Here is a 15,973-nt window from a genome sequence, read left to right as displayed (position 1 = left end):
GCCCACGCTGCCTACCCCTCGGCGACCCGCCGCTCGAACACGGCCGCCAGCAGTCCCAGCGCCTCGACCACCCGCTCCCGGTCCTCCCCGAGCCCCGCCAGCAGTTCGGCCTCCACCGCCAACTGCCGTGGGAACATGGCGTCCACCGCCTCCGCACCCGCCCCGGTGAGCGTCACCAGCGCCGCCCGCCGGTCCGCCGGATTCGGCTGCCGTTCGATGAAGCCCCGCTTCTCCAGCTTGGCCAGGGTCTTGCTGACCGCGGCCCGCGAGCAGCGCAGCTGGCCGGCGATCCGGCGGGCGATGAGCGGCTCCTCGGCGTGCCGGAGCCGCACCAGGACGTCCAGCTCGGGCGAGGTGAGCGGAGCGGCCTCGTACAGGGGCTCAAGGGCGGCGGCGTAGAGCGCCTGGATGCGCTTGAGCGGGCCGATGACCTCCATGGGGGTGGTGTCGAGATCGGGACGGGCGGCAGCCCACCACTCGGCGGGGGAGGCGTGGGAGAGGCGGGACATGCGGTTCATCGCTCCGACTTTGTTAACCAGTAGACTATTAGTTACTCTTCTGCTCATGGTAGCCGCTCAGACCCACCCCGGACCGCCCGCACGAGTCGCCGCGCTGATCGCCGTACTCGGCGCGCTCACGGCGGTCGCCCCGCTGGCCACCGACATGTACGTACCCGGATTCCCGGAAATGGGCAGCTCGCTGCGCGCGACCGACTCCGCCGTGCAGCTCTCGATGACGGCCTTCCTCGCAGGCCTGGTCCTCGGCCAGATCCTCATCGGCCCGCTCAGCGACGGCCTGGGCCGACGCCGTCTCCTCATCTCCGGCACCTCGGCCTTCGCTGCGCTGACCCTGGTCTGCGCGTTCGCGCCGAACATCCAGGTGCTGATCGGCGCCCGCTTCCTGGAGGGCGTGGCGGGCGCCGCCGGCATGGTGCTGGCGCGGGCGGCGATCACGGACTGGTTCCACGGCCCGGACATTCCGCGGTTCTTCTCCATGCTCTCCCTCGTCCTGGGCGTCGCGCCGGTCGCGGCGCCCGTGATCGGCGGCGCGATCCTGTCGGTGTCCACCTGGCGGACCATCTTCCTCGTGCTGGCCGTGGTGGGGGTGCTGCTGGTCCTGGCCGTGGTGACCAAGGTGCCCGAGTCGCTGCCGCCCGACCGCCGTCACAAGGGCGGCATGGGCAGCACGTTCCGGGCGATGGGCAGCCTGCTCCGGGAGCGTACGTTCACCGGGTACGTGCTGACGCTGGGCTTCAGCGGAGCCGCGCTGTTCACGTACATCGCGGGCTCCAGCTTCGTCTTCGAGAACATCTACGGCGTCTCGGCGACCCAGTACAGCCTGGTCTTCGCGGTGAACGCGGTCGGCATGCTGCTCGCGGGCGCGCTCTTCGGCGTACTGGCGCGGCGCATCCGCATGAACACCCTGCTCGCCGCCGGTGTCACGATCGCCGCGGCCGGCGTGATCGGCCAGGTCGTGCTCCTGACCACCGTCGGCGGCAGCCTGGCCGGCACGTGGGCCTGCCTGTTCGTCACCCTGGCGGGGGTGGGTATGGTCTTCCCGGCCAGCATGAGCCTGGGACAGACGCTGGGCCGGCGGGCCCCCGGCGCGGCCTCGGCGCTGCTCGGCGGCACGCAGTTCCTGCTCGGGGCGCTGGCCTCGCCGCTGGTGGGGCTGTTCGGCACGACCAGCGTGACGCCGATGACGGTCATCATGCTGGGCGCGCTGGCCTGCGCCGTACTGGCGCTCACTCTGCTGGCCCGTCCGTGGGAAGGGCGCGGCGAATTCCGTACGGCCGCCGTCCCTTCTGTTGCGGCGGCGTGAAATCCAGGCGGCAGGCCTGGCCGACAGGAATAGCCGCCCGGCATGCTGCCGCTGACCGCAGCAGGACCCTTGCCCGAATCACCTGAACAGCCTGAACCACCTGAACTGCCCGACCGCCTGAACAGCCTGAACGCCCCGCAACTCCCAGGAGCCATTCGCATGTCCCGTAGCGCAGTCACCTCCGCCCCCGTGCACCCGCTGCTCGCCGAGCGCTGGAGCCCGCGCTCCTTCGACCCCTCGTACGAGGTGACGGACGGGCAGCTCGCCGCGCTGCTGGAGGCCGCGCGCTGGTCGGCGTCGGCGAACAACGTCCAGCCCTGGCGCTTCCTCGTCGGCCGTCGTGGCGACGAGACGTACAAGGCCGTCCACGACGCGCTGATCGGCTTCAACCAGAGCTGGGCCGGCAACGCTTCGGTCCTCATCGCCGCCGTGGCCGCCGAGCAGCGGCCCGACGGCACGCCCAGCACCACGGCCGCGTACGACACCGGCCTTGCCGTCGCCCAGCTCACCGTCCAGGCGCAGGCCGAGGGCCTGCACGCTCACCAGATGGCCGGCTTCCTCCCGGACCGGGTCACCGCCGCCTTCGGCATCCCCGAGGGCTTCCGGCCGCTCGCCGTCATCGCGGTCGGCGCGGTGGCCGAGGCCGCCGCGCTGCCCGACGAGAAGCTGCGCGCCCGCGAGACCGCCGATCGCGAACGCCGCCCGCTGACGGAGACCTTCTTCGCGGGCGGCTGGGGGACGCCCGTCGAGCTGGGCTGACGGCTGCCGGTCCCGCGAAGCGGCGGCGGCGTGCGGTGAGTCCGGGCCCCTTCTTACCCTGAACGACTGCTTGCGGCGACGGCCCGTCGGTAGTATGAGAGGGAGGTCCCCCTTTGTGGGGGGCCGCGGGGGAAGGACGGGTATGGGCGATCTACGCTTCCGCCTGGACCTGGTCGAGGCCGAGAACGACTGGGTGATCGTGTGCACCTCACCGTTCGGTGGGGCCTCCACGAAAATCCGCTCGCCGTTCGCCGCGGACGCTCTGCGCGCCGCGCTGTCGGATGTCGAGAAGGCGCTCATCAGGTCGTCCAGCCCGGTGATCACCCGGCGGGCCTCGCTCGTCGAGCGGACCACGCGGGAGTTCGGGGAGCGGCTCACCGACGCCGTGCTGACCGGGGACGTCCGGCTGCTGTTCGAGCGGTGCCGTGAGCAGGCCCGCGCCCAGGGGGTGGCGTTACGGGTGCTGCTGGCTCCGGTCGGCCCCAACCTGTCGCGGATTCCATGGGAGTTCGCGGTGGATCCCGCCGCCCGCGACGCCTATCTGGCCCTGCGGCTGCCGGTCGTGCGCTCGCCGCAGCTGATGGAGCCGGCGCCGCCCTTCCCGCTCTCACCGCCACTGCGTGTGCTCGGCGTGATCTCCCGCCCGGCCGATCTGCCCGTCCTCGAAGCGGAACGTGAGCGAGAGGAGATCGCACACGCCCTGCAGGGCCTGAGCTCGGACGTCGCCGTCGAGTGGCTGCCGGGGGACAGCTGGCACGAACTGGCCGACGCGGCAAGGACGAAGGCGCCGCACGTACTGCACTTCGTGGGCCATGGCGGCTTCGACGAGGAGACCGACTCCGGCTACATCGAGCTGACCGGACCCGACGGTAGGGCGATGCATGTCTCCGGCACCGACCTGGGCACACTGGTCCGCGACATTCCCGAGTTACGCCTGGTGGTCCTCAACGCCTGCGAGTCGGCGGCCTGCGGCGCCGACGGGCTGTTCACCAGCACGGCCGCGCGGATCATGAAGGAAGGCGTGCCGGCCGTGGTGGCCATGCAGTACGAGATCACCGACCCTGCGGCACTCGCCTTCGCCTCCTCCTTCTACACCGGAATCGCCCGCGGCCTGCCGGTGGACCGCTCGATGACCCTGGCCCGCGAGAACGTCAAGATGACCTTCCAGGGCAGCCTTGAGTGGGCCACCCCGGTGCTCTTCCTCGCCTCCGAGGAACCCCAGCTGTTCGTCCTCCCCGACGCGCCCGCCCTGCCGCCGCCACCCCCGCCGCCCACTTACCGGCCCTACCAGCCGCAGCCCCCGGCGCCCCCGGCCCCCGATTGGCAGCGATCGATCCGGGACAAGTGGCAGGCGTTGTTCCCGGCGAGGCCGGTGCAGTGGCCGGTGCCACCGACCGCCTCCGCCAACCTCTCCACCAACCCATCCACCCCGCCGGAAATCAGGCGGTCACCCGTCGTCGTGACCGAGGCCGGCGACCAGGCCGACGGCCGGAGACCGGAGGACGGGCCCGCCCCCGGAGAGCTTCAGCGGATCAGAGCGCTGCCGGCCCTCGGCCCCTGCTGCGACATGGCCCTCGGTCCGAAGGACCTGGTGGCCGCGGCCTGCGCCGACGGCACCGTACGCGTCCTCAGGACGCTCACCGGTGACCTCGTCGGCGAGTGCGTCTTCCGGCAGGGCGGCAGACCGTTGCGGCTGGCCTGGAGTCCCTGGCAGCGTCATGTGGCCAGCCTGCACGAGGACGGCAGCGTGGTGGTGTGGGACATCGGGACGGAGGTCCCCGTACGGGTGCTTCCCGGACGGCCGGGACACGTCCAGTCGCTGGCCTTCAGCGCCGACGGCCGCTGGCTCGCCACCGCCGGCAGCGGTCGCTTCCAGATCTACGACGCCAACGGCACGCGGGCGAAAGAGGGGCCCGTCGACCGGTCCGCCCCCGAGTCGTCCCTGGCCGTGGGCCCGGTGTGCTTCGCGCCCGACGGCCGTCATCTCGTCATCGCCTCCGTCGACGGCAGCGTCCGCCAACTGGACGTGCACGGGCGGTCGGTCGCGATGTGGCCGCATCCGCAGCCGGTCACCGGTCTGGCGCTGGCGCGGGACCGGATCGCGACGGGAATCGTCGACGGCCAGGTGCGGGTCTGGAGCTGGAGCGGTCAACTGCTGCACCGCGTACCCCAGTCGGGGCGCCACAGCCGGGTGGAGATCTCCGCCGACGGCGCGTGGCTCGCCGTGGTGGCCGACGACCGCAGCCTCGTCCTGTGGGACGGCTCGGGCAGGCACAGCAGCCGGGCCGGGCTGTGCGGGCAGCCGGTCACGGTGGGCTTCCTGGCAGGACAGCAAGGTGTGCTGACGGGAACGCAGGAGGGCGTCGCGGAGATCTGGCCGCTCGATGCCGCCGGGCCGGGGCCGGGGGAAGAGGTGCGGGGATGAGCGAGGTGGAGATCTTCTGGCCGGCCGCCCTGCCGCCCGACGCGGCGCTGGACACCGAGGCCGTGCTGCGCGCGGCGGGTATCCCCACCGCCTGCCGGCTGCGGCCCACCCGGCGGGGCGCGGACACCTACGCCCTCGTCATGGTGGCCGCTCCGGCTTTGCACTCCTTCCTGCGCGCGGTGTTCGAGAAGCTCGGATCCGAGGCCTTCGTGGCGCTGCGATCCTGCGTGCAGCGGCTGCTGGGGAACGGGCGGCCCGTGTCCTCGCCGTCGGCCGTGGTCTTCGTGCACGCGCAGACGGGCTCGGAGCTCGTGTTCACCGCGGATCTGCCGGAGGAGGCGTTCCGGCAGGCCATCGCCCTCGATCCGGGGGCCGAGCCGGGCCGCTGGGTCTGGCAACAACAGCAGGGCGCCTGGGTTCGGTTCGAGAACCTCCGGGGTGCCCCGTCAGGGAACAGGGGAAGGGGAACACAACCATGAGCAACCCGCAGCAGGGCCCACCGCCCGGTGACGACTGGGGCAGCAACACCCCCTGGGGCAGCAGCACGCCGCGCCAGCCGCCCGAGCAGCCCTCGTATCCGCCTCCGTACCAGCAGCCGTACCAGCAGTCGTATCAACAGCCCTACCAGCAGCCTTATCAGCAGCCCGCGCCCGGCTATCCGGGCTACGTCCCGGGCCCGCCGATCCAGAACTACATGGTCCCGGCGGTCCTGGTGACCCTGCTCTGCTTCCTGCCCACCGGCATCGCCGCGATCGTCTTCGCGTCGCAGGTGTCCTCGAAGCAGAGCATGGGCGACTACCAGGGAGCGCAGGCGGCGGCGAACAAGGCCAAGATCCTCAGCATCGTGAGCGCGGGCGTCGGGCTGCTGTTCTTGCTGATCATCGTGGTGGCCAGCGCGTCGAGCAGTTCGTCCGGGTACTGATGGCGGACCGGCCGTCACCGCGTGGGCTACGGGAGGCATGGGCCGGCGCGGCGCTGCTCGGCGCTGTGGTCGCGCTGGTCACGGCCGTGGACCCGGGGCGGCCGGGCCGCTTTCCGTCATGCCCGTTCCGGGCGGCGACCGGCTGGTCCTGCCCGGGCTGCGGCAGTCTGCGGGCCCTTCACGACCTGACGGCCGGTCATATCGGTGCGGCGCTGGGGCACAACGCGGCCCTGGTCGTGGTGCTGCCCTTCGCGGTGTTCGCCTGGCTGCTCGTCGTGTCCGGCCGGGCCGGGCGGGGCCGGGCCGCACCGGCGTGGACCGGGGCCGTGGTGCTCGCGGCGCTGTTGCTGTGGACCGTGGTGCGAAACCTCCCGCCCCTGCGGGACGTGCTCTCCGCCGCGTGACAACGTGCGCGCGCCGCGCGGTCAGCCGGCGGCGATCCGCCCGTACCGACCCGCCACCTGCATGTCGGCCTCGATGCGCGCCGCCGTCTCCCGCAGCGGCGGCAGCAGGTCCTCGCGGGCGTGCTCGGGGGTGCTGCGGGCGGCGTGCAGGGAGACGTTGACGGCCGCCACGACCCGGCCCGTGCGGTCGTGGACGGGGACGGCGATCGAGCGCAGGCCCTCCTCCAGCTCCTCGTCGACGAGTACGTAGCCGTCCTCGCCGGCCCGGTCGAGGATCTCGCCGAGCCGGGCGGCCGAGGTGACGGTGTGCCGGGTGAGCGGCTGGAGCTCGGTGCGGGCGAGGATCCCGGCGCGCTCGGGCCCGGGCAGGCCGGCGAGCAGCACGCGCCCCATGGCGGTGGCGTACGCGGGGAAGCGGGTGCCGACCGTGATGTTGACGCTCATGATGCGGACGGTGGGGACGCGGGCCACGTACTGGATGTCGTCGCCGGACAGGACGGCCATCGAGGCGGAGTCGTGCACCCGCCCGACCAGCTCGACCAGGTGCGGCTGGGTGATCTGGGGGAGGGTGAGCCCGGACAGGTGGGCGAAGCCCAGCTCCAGGACGCGCGGGGTCAGGCGGTGCAGGCGGGGGTCGCGGGGAGCCCGTTCGACGTAGCCGAGGTGCTCCAGGGTGATCAGGGCGCGGCGGGCGGTGGCGCGGGCCAGGCCGGTGGCCTCGGCGACGGCGGTCAGCGGCAGCTCGGCGCGTCCGCCGTGCGCGCCGGCCGCGCTGTCGAAGGCGGTGAGGACGGTCAGCCCGCGTGCCAGCGACTCGACGAACTCCGGGCCGAGCTCCTGCTTGGAGGCGCGGGTCCATGAGGCGGGCGCGGATCCGGGGGCCGGGGGAGCGGCGGGCCGCCCTTCACCGACAGGCCCCAGAGCGTCCGCCATCGCCTCCACGGCGTCCCGCAGCCGGGGGAGCACGGCCTCGCGCAGCGACCGCGCGCTGTGCCGGCTGGTGTGGCTGACCACGCTCACCGCGCAGACGGGCGCGCCGCCGGTGTCCCGCACGGCCATCGCCACCGCGACCAGCCCCGGCTCGATCAGCTGGTCGTCCGCCGACCAGCCCTGCTCCCGCGCGGCGGCCGCGCGCTCTTCGAACGACGCCGCGGCGTCCGTCCGGCCGTGCGGCACCGCCGGGAAGCCGGCGTCCCGCGGGTCCGCCGCCCGCCGCCCGCGCCAGCGCCGCCAGTCCTCCTCGCCCCACCGGGCGGCGAACAGCGCGCCGGGCGCGCCGCGTTCGGCGGGCAGCAGGTCGCCGATGCGGAAGGTCAGCGACATCGCCCGGCGCCGGGTGGCCTGGTGCACGAAGCGCACCCCGTCCCCGTCGGGCACGGCGATCGACACCGACTCGTCGAGGCCGTCGGCGAGGGCGTCCGCGAGCGGGCCGAGCAGATCGGGCAGCCGGCACGACGAGAGGTAGGCGTTGCCCAGCTCCATCAGCCGCGGGGTGAGGACGGCGTCCCGGCCCTCCACCCGCAGATAGCCGGTCCGGCTCAGGGTGCTGATCACCCGGTCGACGGTGGAGCGGGCCAGGCGGGTGGCGCGTACGAGATCGCCCACGGAGCGCCGCCCGTCGGCGGCGGCGAGCTCGCGCAGCACGGCCAGGCCGCGGATCAGCGGGCCCACGGCCTCCGGCGGCGGGGCCGCACCGGCCGCACCGGCGGTGGGGGACGGCGATGGCGGCGATGACATGGGGGCGCTCCACTCTGCGGAAATCTCGTCGAAACCCTACTGGCGCGAAACGTTGACAGAGCCGACGCCCGCGGACCAGACTCTGGCGTAAGCAATTGTGAACTAAAGTTCACTGGACGAACAAGAGGGTAGGCGGGCGAATGGACAAGGTGGTCGCCACAGCCGCACAGGCCGTGGCAGACGTCCGCGACGGAGCGTCGTTCGCGGTCGGCGGCTTCGGTCTCAGCGGCGTACCGAACACACTGATCCAGGCCGTCTACGACACCGGCGTGAGCGGGCTCAGCGTGGTCTCCAACAACTGCGGCGCCATGGAGTCCGGCCTGGCCGTGCTGCTCTCGGCCGGCCGCATCACCCGCGTCACCGGCAGCTACATCGGCGGCAACAAGGAGTTCGCCCGCCAGTACCTCGGTGGCGAGCTGGAGCTCGAACTGATCCCGCAGGGCACCCTCGCCGAGCGGCTGCGCGCCGGCGGCTGCGGCATACCGGCCTTCTTCACCCCGGCCGGCGTCGGCACCCAGGTCGCCGACGGCGGACTGCCCTGGCGCTACGACGGCAACGGCGGCGTCGCCCTGGCCTCCCCGCCCAAGGAGGTCCGCGAGTTCGACGGCGCCGAATACGTCCTGGAGCGCGGCATCGTCACCGACTTCGCCCTCGTACGCGCCGCCAAGGGCGACCGGCACGGCAACCTGGTCTTCAACAAGTCCGCCCAGAACTTCAACCCGCTCGCGGCCATGGCGGGCCGGATCACCGTCGCCGAGGTCGAGGAGCTGGTCGAACCCGGCGAGCTGGACCCCGACCAGATCCACCTGCCCGGCATCTTCGTGCAGCGCGTGGTCGCGCTCACTCCCGAGCAGGCCGCCGACAAGAAGATCGAGAAGGTCACCGTGACCGCCCGGGAGGTGTCGGCCTGATGGCCTGGACGCGAGACGAGATGGCCGCCCGCGCGGCCCTGGAGCTGTCCGACGGCGAGTACGTCAACCTCGGCATCGGCCTGCCCACCCTGATCCCCGGCTTCCTCCCCGAGGGCGTCGAGGTCGTCATGGAGTCCGAGAACGGCATCCTGGGCACCGGCCCCTTCCCGTACGAGGACGAGGTCGACCCGGATCTGATCAACGCCGGCAAGGAGACCGTCACCGTCCTGCCCGGCGCCTCCTTCTTCGACTCCGCCCTGTCCTTCGGGATGATCCGCGGCGGCCACATCGACACCGCCGTCCTCGGCGCCATGCAGGTATCCGCCCGCGGCGACCTCGCCAACTGGGCCATCCCGGGGAAAATGGTCACCGGCATCGGCGGCGCCATGGACCTGGTGCACGGCGCCCGCCGCGTGATCGTCACGATGACCCACACCGCCAAGGACGGCAGCCCGAAGATCCTGGAGGAGTGCGAGCTGCCGCTGACCGGCAGGACCTGCGTCAACCGCATCATCACCGACCTCGGCGTCCTGGATGTCACCGAGGACGGCCTGGTGCTCGTCGAGACCGCACCCGGCGTCACCGCCCAGACCATCACCGAGAAGACCGCCGCCAAGGTCCGTATCGCCGAAGGAGCCGAGCGATGAGCCAGCAGCTCCGCGATGTGTACATCGTCGACGCCGTCCGCACCCCCGTCGGCAAGTACGGCGGCGCCCTGTCCTCCGTACGCCCCGACGACCTCGCCGCCGGCGTCCTGCGCGCCCTCGTGGAGCGCACCCCGCAGCTCGACCCCGCCCGCATCGACGACGTCTTCTACGGCAACGCCAACGGCGCCGGCGAGGAGAACCGCGACGTCGCCCGCATGGCCGTGCTGCTCGCCGGGCTGCCCGTCTCAGTCCCCGGCGCGACCGTCAACCGACTGTGCGGCTCCGGCATGGAGGCCGTCATCCAGGCCGCCCGCGCGGTCGCCGTCGGCGACGCCCACATCGCGGTGGCCGGTGGCGTCGAGTCGATGAGCCGCGCCCCCTGGGTGCTGCCCAAGCCCGAGCGGGCCTTCCCGGCCGGGCACCAGGAGCTGTTCTCCACGACGCTGGGCTGGCGCATGGTCAACCAGCGCATGGAGCCGCAGTGGACCGTCGCCCTCGGCGAGGGCGCGGAGCTGATCGCCGACAAGCACGGCCTCACCCGTGAGCAGCAGGACGCCTTCGCCGTGGCCAGCCACGAGAAGGCCGCCCGAGCCTGGAAGGACGGCCTCTACGACGGCGAGGTCGTGCCCGTCGAGGGTGTGGACCTCGCCCGTGACGAGACCATCCGGGACAACACCTCGATGGAGTCCCTCGCCAAGCTCAAGACCGTCTTCCGCAAGAACGGCGGCACGGTCACCGCAGGCAACGCCTCCCCGCTCAACGACGGAGCCGCCGCGCTGCTCATCGTCGACGAGGAAGGGCTGAAGGCCACCGGCCGCGAGCCGCTCGCCCGCGTCCGGGCCTCCGCCGCCGCGGGCATCGAGCCGCAGTACTTCGGGCTGGGCCCGGTCGAAGCGGTCAGGAAGGCGCTGGCCAAGGCCGGCAAGGGCTTCGGCGACCTGCACACCTTCGAGCTGAACGAGGCCTTCGCCGCCCAGTCGCTGGGCTGCCTCGCCGAATGGCCCGAGCTCGACCCCGCCATCGTCAACCCGCGCGGCGGCGCCATCGCCATCGGCCACCCGCTCGGCGCCTCCGGAGCCCGGATCACCGGAGCCGTCGCCCACCAGCTCGCGTCGGCCGGCTCCGGAACGGGCCTGGCCGCCCTCTGCATCGGCGTAGGACAGGGCCTCGCCCTCGTCCTGGAAAGGTAGGAGACGAGCAGATGACCACCCAGGAAGAGATCACCGGCGAGATCGCCGCGATCGAGGACCAGTACGAGAAGGCCCTCGCCGACGGCGCGCCCGTCGAACACCACGCGCGCCGCTTCTACCCGCCGTACCGCAGCAGCATCCTGCGCTCCCCGAAGCAGCCGCTGGTCGCGGTGGGCAGTGGCGGCATCGCCGACCCCGAGCTGGTCGAGCTGCACAGCCCGGCCTTCGGCCACCAGGACATCACCGAGGTCGACAACGACCTCACCCTCCAGCACCGCGGCGAGCCGATCGGCGAGCGCATCACCGTCACCGGCCGCCTGCTCGACCGCGAAGGCCGCCCGGTGCGCGGCCAGCTCATCGAGGTCTGGCAGGCCAACGCCGCCGGCCGCTACGCCCACCTGCGCGAACAGCACCCAGCCCCCCTCGACCCGAACTTCACCGGCGTCGGCCGCACCCTCACCGACGACGAGGGCCGCTACGAGTTCATCACCGTCAAGCCCGGCGCGTACCCCTGGGGCAACCACACCAACGCCTGGCGGCCCGCGCACATCCACTTCTCGGTCTTCGGTACCGCCTTCACCCAGCGGCTGATCACCCAGATGTACTTCCCCGCCGACCCGCTGTTCGCGTACGACCCGATCCTGCACTCGGTGACCGACCAGGCCGCGCGCGAGCGCCTGGTCGCCGCCTACGACCACGACCTGTCCAAGCCCGAGTGGTCGATGGGCTACCACTGGGACATCGTCCTCGACGGACCGTCCGCCACCTGGATCGAGGAAGGCCGATGAGCCCGCTCCCCACCCCCTCGCACACCATCGGCCCCTTCTACGGCCACGCCCTGCCATTCCCCGAGGGCGGGCAGGTCGCCCCGGCCGGGCACCCCGGCGCCATCAACGTCCACGGCTACGTCTACGACGGCGACGGCGCCACCGTCCCGGACGCCCTGATCGAGTTCTGGCAGGCCGGACCCGACGGCGCCTTCCCCCAGGTCCCCGGCTCCATGCGGCGCGACCCGTCCACCGGCGGCTTCGTCGGCCGCGACGGCGTGCACTTCACCGGCTTCGGCCGGGTGCCGACCGACAAGGACGGCCACTACGCGCTGCGCACCCTGCCGCCGGGAGCGCCCGAGGTGCCGTACATCAGCGTGTGCGTGTTCGCCCGGGGCCTCACCCACCACCTGTTCACCCGGGTGTACTTCCCGGAGAACGGCGAGGACGCGCTGCTCGCCTCGCTGACTCCCGAGCGACGCGGCACGCTGGTGGCGGACCCCGAGCCGAACGGCACCTACCGGTTCGACATCCACCTGCAAGGCGACGAGGAGACGGTTTTCCTTGCCTTCGACTGAGCCATCGACCGACGACTCCGGGCTGCTCTCGCCCGGCCGCGCCGGCTCGGCCGCCGAGGAGGCGACCGGCGACGCCGCCTACGTCCGCGGCATGCTCGACGCCGAGGCCGCCCTCACCCGCGCCCAGGCGGCGCTCGGCCTGGCGCCCGCGTCGGCCGCCGCGGCGGTGACGGCGGCAGCGGCGGACAGTGCCCGCTACGACGTGCGCGACCTCGCGCTGCGCGCCCGCTCCGGCGGCAACCCCGTCATCCCGCTCGTCGCCGACCTCACGGCCGCCGTCGCCGAGCGGGACCCCGACGCGGGCCCCTACGTCCACCGGGGCGCGACCAGCCAGGACATCCTCGACACCGCCGCGATGCTGGTCGCCGCCCGCGCCCTGGAGCCGGTGCTCGCCGACCTCGACGGGGCCGCCGCCGGCCTCGCGGTGCTGGCCGGGCAGCACCGCGACACGCCGATGCCCGGCCGCACCCTGACGCAACACGCCGTCCCGACCACGTTCGGCCTCAAGGCGGCGGGCTGGCGCTCCCTCGTACTGGACGCCCGCGACCGCCTTGCGGCCGTCCGCACCTCCCTCCCCGCCCAGCTGGGCGGCGCGGCCGGCACCCTGGCCGCCTTCAAAGCCTTCGCCGAGGCCGACGGGTCGGTGGTGGAGGGCGACCCCGGCACCCGGCTCCTCGCCGCGTACGCCGCCGAGACCGGCCTCGCCGAGCCCGCGCTGCCCTGGCACACCCTGCGTACGCCGATCGCCGACCTCGCGGGTGCGCTGGCCTTCACAGCCGGGGCGCTGGGCAAGCTCGCGACGGATGTCCTCCTGCTCTCCCGCACCGAGATCGGCGAGCTGAGCGAAGGCACCGGCGGCGGCTCCTCCGCCATGCCCCACAAGGCCAACCCCGTCCGCGCCACCCTCATCGCGGCCGCCGCCCGCCAGGTCCCCGCCCTCGCCTCCGTCCTCCACGCCTCCCTCGCCGCCGAGGACGAACGCCCCGCCGGGGCCTGGCACGCCGAATGGCAGCCCTTGCGTGAAGCGCTGCGCCTCGTCGGCGGCGCCGCCCGCGACGCCGCCGAACTCGCCGAGGGCCTGCGCGTCCACCCCCACCGCATGCGCGACAACCTCGACGCCACCCATGGCCTCATCGTCTCCGAGCACCTCGCCGCGGCCTTCACCGCCCTGATCGGCCGCGGCGAGGCCAAGGCCGCCCTCGCCCGGGCCACCAGGCGCGCGGTCGAAGAGGGCCTCGAACTCGACGAAGCGCTCCTGGAGGAGCCGGCCCTGTCCGGCGTCCTCCCCAAGGAGCGCCTGCGCGACCTGACCGACCCGGTGAACTACCTGGGCTCGGCCGGTGAGCTGGTCGACCGCGCGCTACGGCGCGGCGCGCCATTCAGCCCGTCCGGCGATTGAGGACACTCCCCCAGAGGGGGCACCCCCAGGAGAGCGTTCCGGGAGAAATGGAGCCCGCATGACAGCCCTGCACCACCGCACCGACGGCGCCGCCACCGCCCCGCCCCTCATCCTCGGCCCCTCCCTCGGCACGTCACTCGCCGTCTGGGACCCCCAGGTCCCCGCCCTGGCTCGCACGCACCGCGTCATCCGCTACGACCTGCCCGGCCACGGCGGCTCACCCGCGTCGCTCCTCCAGGCCGGCGCGACCGTCGGCGACCTCGGCCGCCTCGTCCTCGGCCTGGCCGACAGCCTCGGCATCGACCGGTTCGCGTACGCCGGGATCTCGCTCGGCGGAGCCATCGGCACCTGGCTGGCCGTGCACCACCCGGACCGCGTCGACTCGCTCGCGCTGATCTGCACCTCGGCCCGCTTCGGCGAGCCGGCGGGCTGGCATGAGCGCGCGGCGCTGGTCCGTGCGAAGGGCACGGACCCGGTGGCGGACTCGGCTGCCACCCGGTGGTTCACCGAGGGGTTCGCGGGCGAGCAGGCGGCCGAGGCGCTGGTCGCGGACATGCGGGCGGCGGACCCGGAGGCGTACGCGACGTGCTGTGACGCGATCGCCGGGTTCGACCTGCGCGGCGAGCTGCCGAGGGTGAGCGCACCGACGCTGGTGGTCGCAGGCCGCCAGGACCCGGCCACGCCGCCCGCGCACGGCCGCGAACTGGCGGACGGCATCCCCGGCGCGAGCCTGACCGAGGTCGCGCACGCCGCCCACCTGGCGAACGTCGAGCGCCCCGCGCCCGTACTGGCCGCGCTGCTCGGCCACCTCGCACAGACCCCGGCCCGCCCGGCGGACGACGGCTCGCGGCACGCAGCGGGAATGACGGTCCGCCGGGCCGTGCTGGGCGACGCGCACGTGGACCGGGCGATCGCCCGCACCACCGCCTTCAACTCCGTCTTCCAGGACTTCATCACCCGCTACGCGTGGGGCGAGGTCTGGACCCGCCCGGGCCTGAGCCGCAAGACCCGCAGCTGCATCACACTCACGGCGCTGGTCGCGCACGGCCACCACGAAGAGCTGGCCATGCACGTGCGGGCGGCGCTGCGCAACGGCCTCACCCCGGACGAGATCCAGGAAGTCCTGCTCCAGTCGGCCATCTACTGCGGTGTGCCGGCGGCCAACGCCGCCTTCGCCATCGCCAACCGGATCCTCGAAGAAGAGCAAGAACAGCAAGAAGAGGGGCACTGATCCTCATGCACACCACCGTCGGCATCATCGGCGGCGGCCCGGCGGGCCTGCTGCTCGCTCGCCTGCTGCACAACTCCGGTATCGACTGCGTCGTCCTGGAGAGCCGGGACCGTGCCTATGTCGAGGCGCGGCAGCGCGCCGGCATCCTCGAACAGAGCACGGTCGACGTGCTCCGCGCGTCCGGCGCCGGTGAGCGCCTGGACCGCGAGGGCCTGGTCCACGACGGCATCGAGCTGCGCTGGGACCGCAAGGCCCACCGCATCGACTTCCCGGCTCTGACCGGTGGCCGCCGGGTGTGGGTGTACGCCCAGACGGAGGTCTGCAAGGACCTGATCGCGCTGCAGCTCAAGGACGGCGCACCGCTGCTGTTCGATGCCCAGGTGCGGTCCGTCGAGGGCCCCGACACTGACAGCCCCGTCATCCACTACACCCACGAGGGCCAGGACAAGACCCTGACCTGCGACTACGTCGTGGGCTGCGACGGCTTCCACGGCGTCGCCCGCAACGCCGTGCCGGCCGGCATCCAGAAGACGTACGAGCGCGTCTACCCGTACTCCTGGTTCGGCATCCTCGCCGACGTCCCGCCCTCCAGCGACGAACTGGTCTACGCGCACTCGCCGCGCGGTTTCGCCCTGCTGAGCATGCGCTCCCCGTCCGTCAGCCGGCTGTACCTCCAGGTGCCCAACGGCACCGACCCGGCCGACTGGTCCGACGAGCGGATCTGGGACGAGCTGGACGCCCGCTTCGCGATCGACGGCGACTGGACCCTGCAGCGCGGTCCGATCACCTCCAAGGGCGTGCTGCCGATGCGCAGCTTCGTCACCGAGCCGATGAGCTACGGCCGGGTCTTCCTGGCCGGCGACGCCGCACACATCGTGCCGCCCACCGGCGCCAAGGGCCTCAACCTCGCCGCCGCCGACGTCATCGTGCTGGCCAAGGCCTTCGCCCACCTGAAGGACACCGGCTCCGCCTCGCTGCTCGACGCGTACTCCGACACCTGCCTCAAGCGCGTATGGCGGGCCGAGCACTTCTCGTACTTCATGACCACCACCCTGCACACCGACCCGGACCAGAGCCCCTTCGACACCCAGCTGCAGATCTCCCAGCTGGACCGGATCGCGGGCTCGCCGCACGCGGCGGCGGAACTGGCCGAGAACTACGCGGGGCTGCACATCGGCTGAG

The 15,973-nt window shown here is 73.0% G+C and carries 16 protein-coding genes; 14 read left to right on the top strand and 2 right to left on the bottom strand.

Going from position 1 to position 15,973, the window contains the following annotated elements; genetic code table 11:
- Window positions 1-11 precede the first annotated feature (11 nt).
- Window positions 12-518, bottom strand: a complete 507-nt coding sequence (locus OG607_RS02770; RefSeq protein WP_405718221.1) for a MarR family winged helix-turn-helix transcriptional regulator — start codon at window positions 516-518, stop codon at window positions 12-14.
- Window positions 519-564: 46 nt separating this feature from the next.
- On the opposite strand from OG607_RS02770, the gene OG607_RS02765 reads away from it, so the two are divergent.
- From OG607_RS02765 to OG607_RS02740, 6 genes are all read left to right on the top strand, one after another.
- The gene (locus OG607_RS02765; protein ID WP_405718219.1) at window positions 565-1,821 is read left to right on the top strand and encodes a multidrug effflux MFS transporter; all 1,257 of its coding nucleotides are present in this window, start codon (window positions 565-567) and stop codon (window positions 1,819-1,821) included.
- Window positions 1,822-1,980: 159 nt separating this feature from the next.
- Window positions 1,981-2,580, top strand: coding sequence for a nitroreductase family protein (locus tag OG607_RS02760; protein ID WP_405718216.1), 600 nt, complete (start codon window positions 1,981-1,983; stop codon window positions 2,578-2,580).
- 142 nt (window positions 2,581-2,722) lie between these two features.
- Complete coding sequence (locus tag OG607_RS02755; protein ID WP_405718213.1) at window positions 2,723-5,005, top strand: CHAT domain-containing protein; 2,283 nt, start codon at window positions 2,723-2,725, stop codon at window positions 5,003-5,005.
- The gene (locus tag OG607_RS02750) at window positions 5,002-5,484 is read left to right on the top strand and encodes a hypothetical protein (protein ID WP_405718210.1); all 483 of its coding nucleotides are present in this window, start codon (window positions 5,002-5,004) and stop codon (window positions 5,482-5,484) included. Before OG607_RS02755 ends, OG607_RS02750 begins: the two co-directional genes overlap by 4 nt.
- On the top strand, window positions 5,481-5,927 hold the full coding sequence (locus tag OG607_RS02745) for a CD225/dispanin family protein (protein WP_405718207.1): 447 nt from the start codon (window positions 5,481-5,483) through the stop codon (window positions 5,925-5,927). Before OG607_RS02750 ends, OG607_RS02745 begins: the two co-directional genes overlap by 4 nt.
- A complete protein-coding gene (locus OG607_RS02740) occupies window positions 5,927-6,331 on the top strand; it encodes a DUF2752 domain-containing protein (protein ID WP_405718205.1) in 405 nt (134 codons plus the stop codon). Before OG607_RS02745 ends, OG607_RS02740 begins: the two co-directional genes overlap by 1 nt.
- Before the next feature lie 21 nt (window positions 6,332-6,352).
- Here OG607_RS02740 and OG607_RS02735 read toward each other — a convergent pair whose 3' ends face one another.
- Window positions 6,353-8,068: an IclR family transcriptional regulator C-terminal domain-containing protein gene (locus OG607_RS02735; protein WP_405718202.1), complete on the bottom strand. Its 1,716-nt coding sequence runs from the start codon at window positions 8,066-8,068 to the stop codon at window positions 6,353-6,355.
- A 140-nt stretch (window positions 8,069-8,208) separates the two neighbouring features.
- On the opposite strand from OG607_RS02735, the gene OG607_RS02730 reads away from it, so the two are divergent.
- From OG607_RS02730 to OG607_RS02695, 8 genes are read left to right on the top strand one after another with little or no spacing between them, the layout of a single operon-like run.
- Complete coding sequence (locus OG607_RS02730) at window positions 8,209-8,979, top strand: CoA transferase subunit A (protein ID WP_405718200.1); 771 nt, start codon at window positions 8,209-8,211, stop codon at window positions 8,977-8,979.
- On the top strand, window positions 8,979-9,626 hold the full coding sequence (locus tag OG607_RS02725; protein WP_405718198.1) for a CoA transferase subunit B: 648 nt from the start codon (window positions 8,979-8,981) through the stop codon (window positions 9,624-9,626). Before OG607_RS02730 ends, OG607_RS02725 begins: the two co-directional genes overlap by 1 nt.
- Window positions 9,623-10,816 carry a thiolase family protein gene (locus OG607_RS02720; protein WP_405718196.1) on the top strand — a complete coding sequence of 398 codons (1,194 nt, stop codon included), beginning with the start codon at window positions 9,623-9,625 and terminating at the stop codon, window positions 10,814-10,816. Before OG607_RS02725 ends, OG607_RS02720 begins: the two co-directional genes overlap by 4 nt.
- Before the next feature lie 11 nt (window positions 10,817-10,827).
- Window positions 10,828-11,604, top strand: a complete 777-nt coding sequence (gene pcaH, locus OG607_RS02715) for a protocatechuate 3,4-dioxygenase subunit beta (protein WP_405718194.1) — start codon at window positions 10,828-10,830, stop codon at window positions 11,602-11,604.
- Complete coding sequence (gene pcaG / locus OG607_RS02710; RefSeq protein ID WP_405718192.1) at window positions 11,601-12,161, top strand: protocatechuate 3,4-dioxygenase subunit alpha; 561 nt, start codon at window positions 11,601-11,603, stop codon at window positions 12,159-12,161. Before pcaH ends, pcaG begins: the two co-directional genes overlap by 4 nt.
- The gene (gene pcaB, locus OG607_RS02705; protein ID WP_405718190.1) at window positions 12,148-13,560 is read left to right on the top strand and encodes a 3-carboxy-cis,cis-muconate cycloisomerase; all 1,413 of its coding nucleotides are present in this window, start codon (window positions 12,148-12,150) and stop codon (window positions 13,558-13,560) included. Before pcaG ends, pcaB begins: the two co-directional genes overlap by 14 nt.
- A gap of 58 nt (window positions 13,561-13,618) precedes the next feature.
- Window positions 13,619-14,791 carry a 3-oxoadipate enol-lactonase gene (gene pcaD / locus OG607_RS02700; RefSeq protein WP_405718188.1) on the top strand — a complete coding sequence of 391 codons (1,173 nt, stop codon included), beginning with the start codon at window positions 13,619-13,621 and terminating at the stop codon, window positions 14,789-14,791.
- A gap of 5 nt (window positions 14,792-14,796) precedes the next feature.
- Window positions 14,797-15,972 carry a 4-hydroxybenzoate 3-monooxygenase gene (locus tag OG607_RS02695; protein WP_405718186.1) on the top strand — a complete coding sequence of 392 codons (1,176 nt, stop codon included), beginning with the start codon at window positions 14,797-14,799 and terminating at the stop codon, window positions 15,970-15,972.
- The last annotated feature ends 1 nt before the right edge of the window (window position 15,973 follow it).

Origin of the sequence: Streptomyces sp. NBC_01537 (genome assembly GCF_045040445.1) — a bacterium.
Classification (GTDB): domain Bacteria; phylum Actinomycetota; class Actinomycetes; order Streptomycetales; family Streptomycetaceae; genus Actinacidiphila.
Note: the sequence above shows the minus strand (reverse complement) of the source record. Positions and strands in the feature narration are given on the sequence as shown.

Excerpts from the sequence above, each read along its gene's own strand:
- pcaG (WP_405718192.1), top strand. The coding sequence starts at position 11,601 with ATGAGCCCGCTCCCCACCCCCTCGCACACCATCGGCCCCTTCTACGGC.
- OG607_RS02725 (WP_405718198.1), top strand. The coding sequence starts at position 8,979 with ATGGCCTGGACGCGAGACGAGATGGCCGCCCGCGCGGCCCTGGAGCTG.
- OG607_RS02745 (WP_405718207.1), top strand. The coding sequence starts at position 5,481 with ATGAGCAACCCGCAGCAGGGCCCACCGCCCGGTGACGACTGGGGCAGC.
- pcaD (WP_405718188.1), top strand. The coding sequence starts at position 13,619 with ATGACAGCCCTGCACCACCGCACCGACGGCGCCGCCACCGCCCCGCCC.
- OG607_RS02770 (WP_405718221.1), bottom strand. The coding sequence starts at position 518 with ATGAACCGCATGTCCCGCCTCTCCCACGCCTCCCCCGCCGAGTGGTGG.
- OG607_RS02735 (WP_405718202.1), bottom strand. The coding sequence starts at position 8,068 with ATGTCATCGCCGCCATCGCCGTCCCCCACCGCCGGTGCGGCCGGTGCG.
- OG607_RS02760 (WP_405718216.1), top strand. The coding sequence starts at position 1,981 with ATGTCCCGTAGCGCAGTCACCTCCGCCCCCGTGCACCCGCTGCTCGCC.
- OG607_RS02740 (WP_405718205.1), top strand. The coding sequence starts at position 5,927 with ATGGCGGACCGGCCGTCACCGCGTGGGCTACGGGAGGCATGGGCCGGC.
- OG607_RS02695 (WP_405718186.1), top strand. The coding sequence starts at position 14,797 with ATGCACACCACCGTCGGCATCATCGGCGGCGGCCCGGCGGGCCTGCTG.
- OG607_RS02750 (WP_405718210.1), top strand. The coding sequence starts at position 5,002 with ATGAGCGAGGTGGAGATCTTCTGGCCGGCCGCCCTGCCGCCCGACGCG.
- OG607_RS02755 (WP_405718213.1), top strand. The coding sequence starts at position 2,723 with ATGGGCGATCTACGCTTCCGCCTGGACCTGGTCGAGGCCGAGAACGAC.
- OG607_RS02765 (WP_405718219.1), top strand. The coding sequence starts at position 565 with ATGGTAGCCGCTCAGACCCACCCCGGACCGCCCGCACGAGTCGCCGCG.
- OG607_RS02730 (WP_405718200.1), top strand. The coding sequence starts at position 8,209 with ATGGACAAGGTGGTCGCCACAGCCGCACAGGCCGTGGCAGACGTCCGC.
- OG607_RS02720 (WP_405718196.1), top strand. The coding sequence starts at position 9,623 with ATGAGCCAGCAGCTCCGCGATGTGTACATCGTCGACGCCGTCCGCACC.
- pcaH (WP_405718194.1), top strand. The coding sequence starts at position 10,828 with ATGACCACCCAGGAAGAGATCACCGGCGAGATCGCCGCGATCGAGGAC.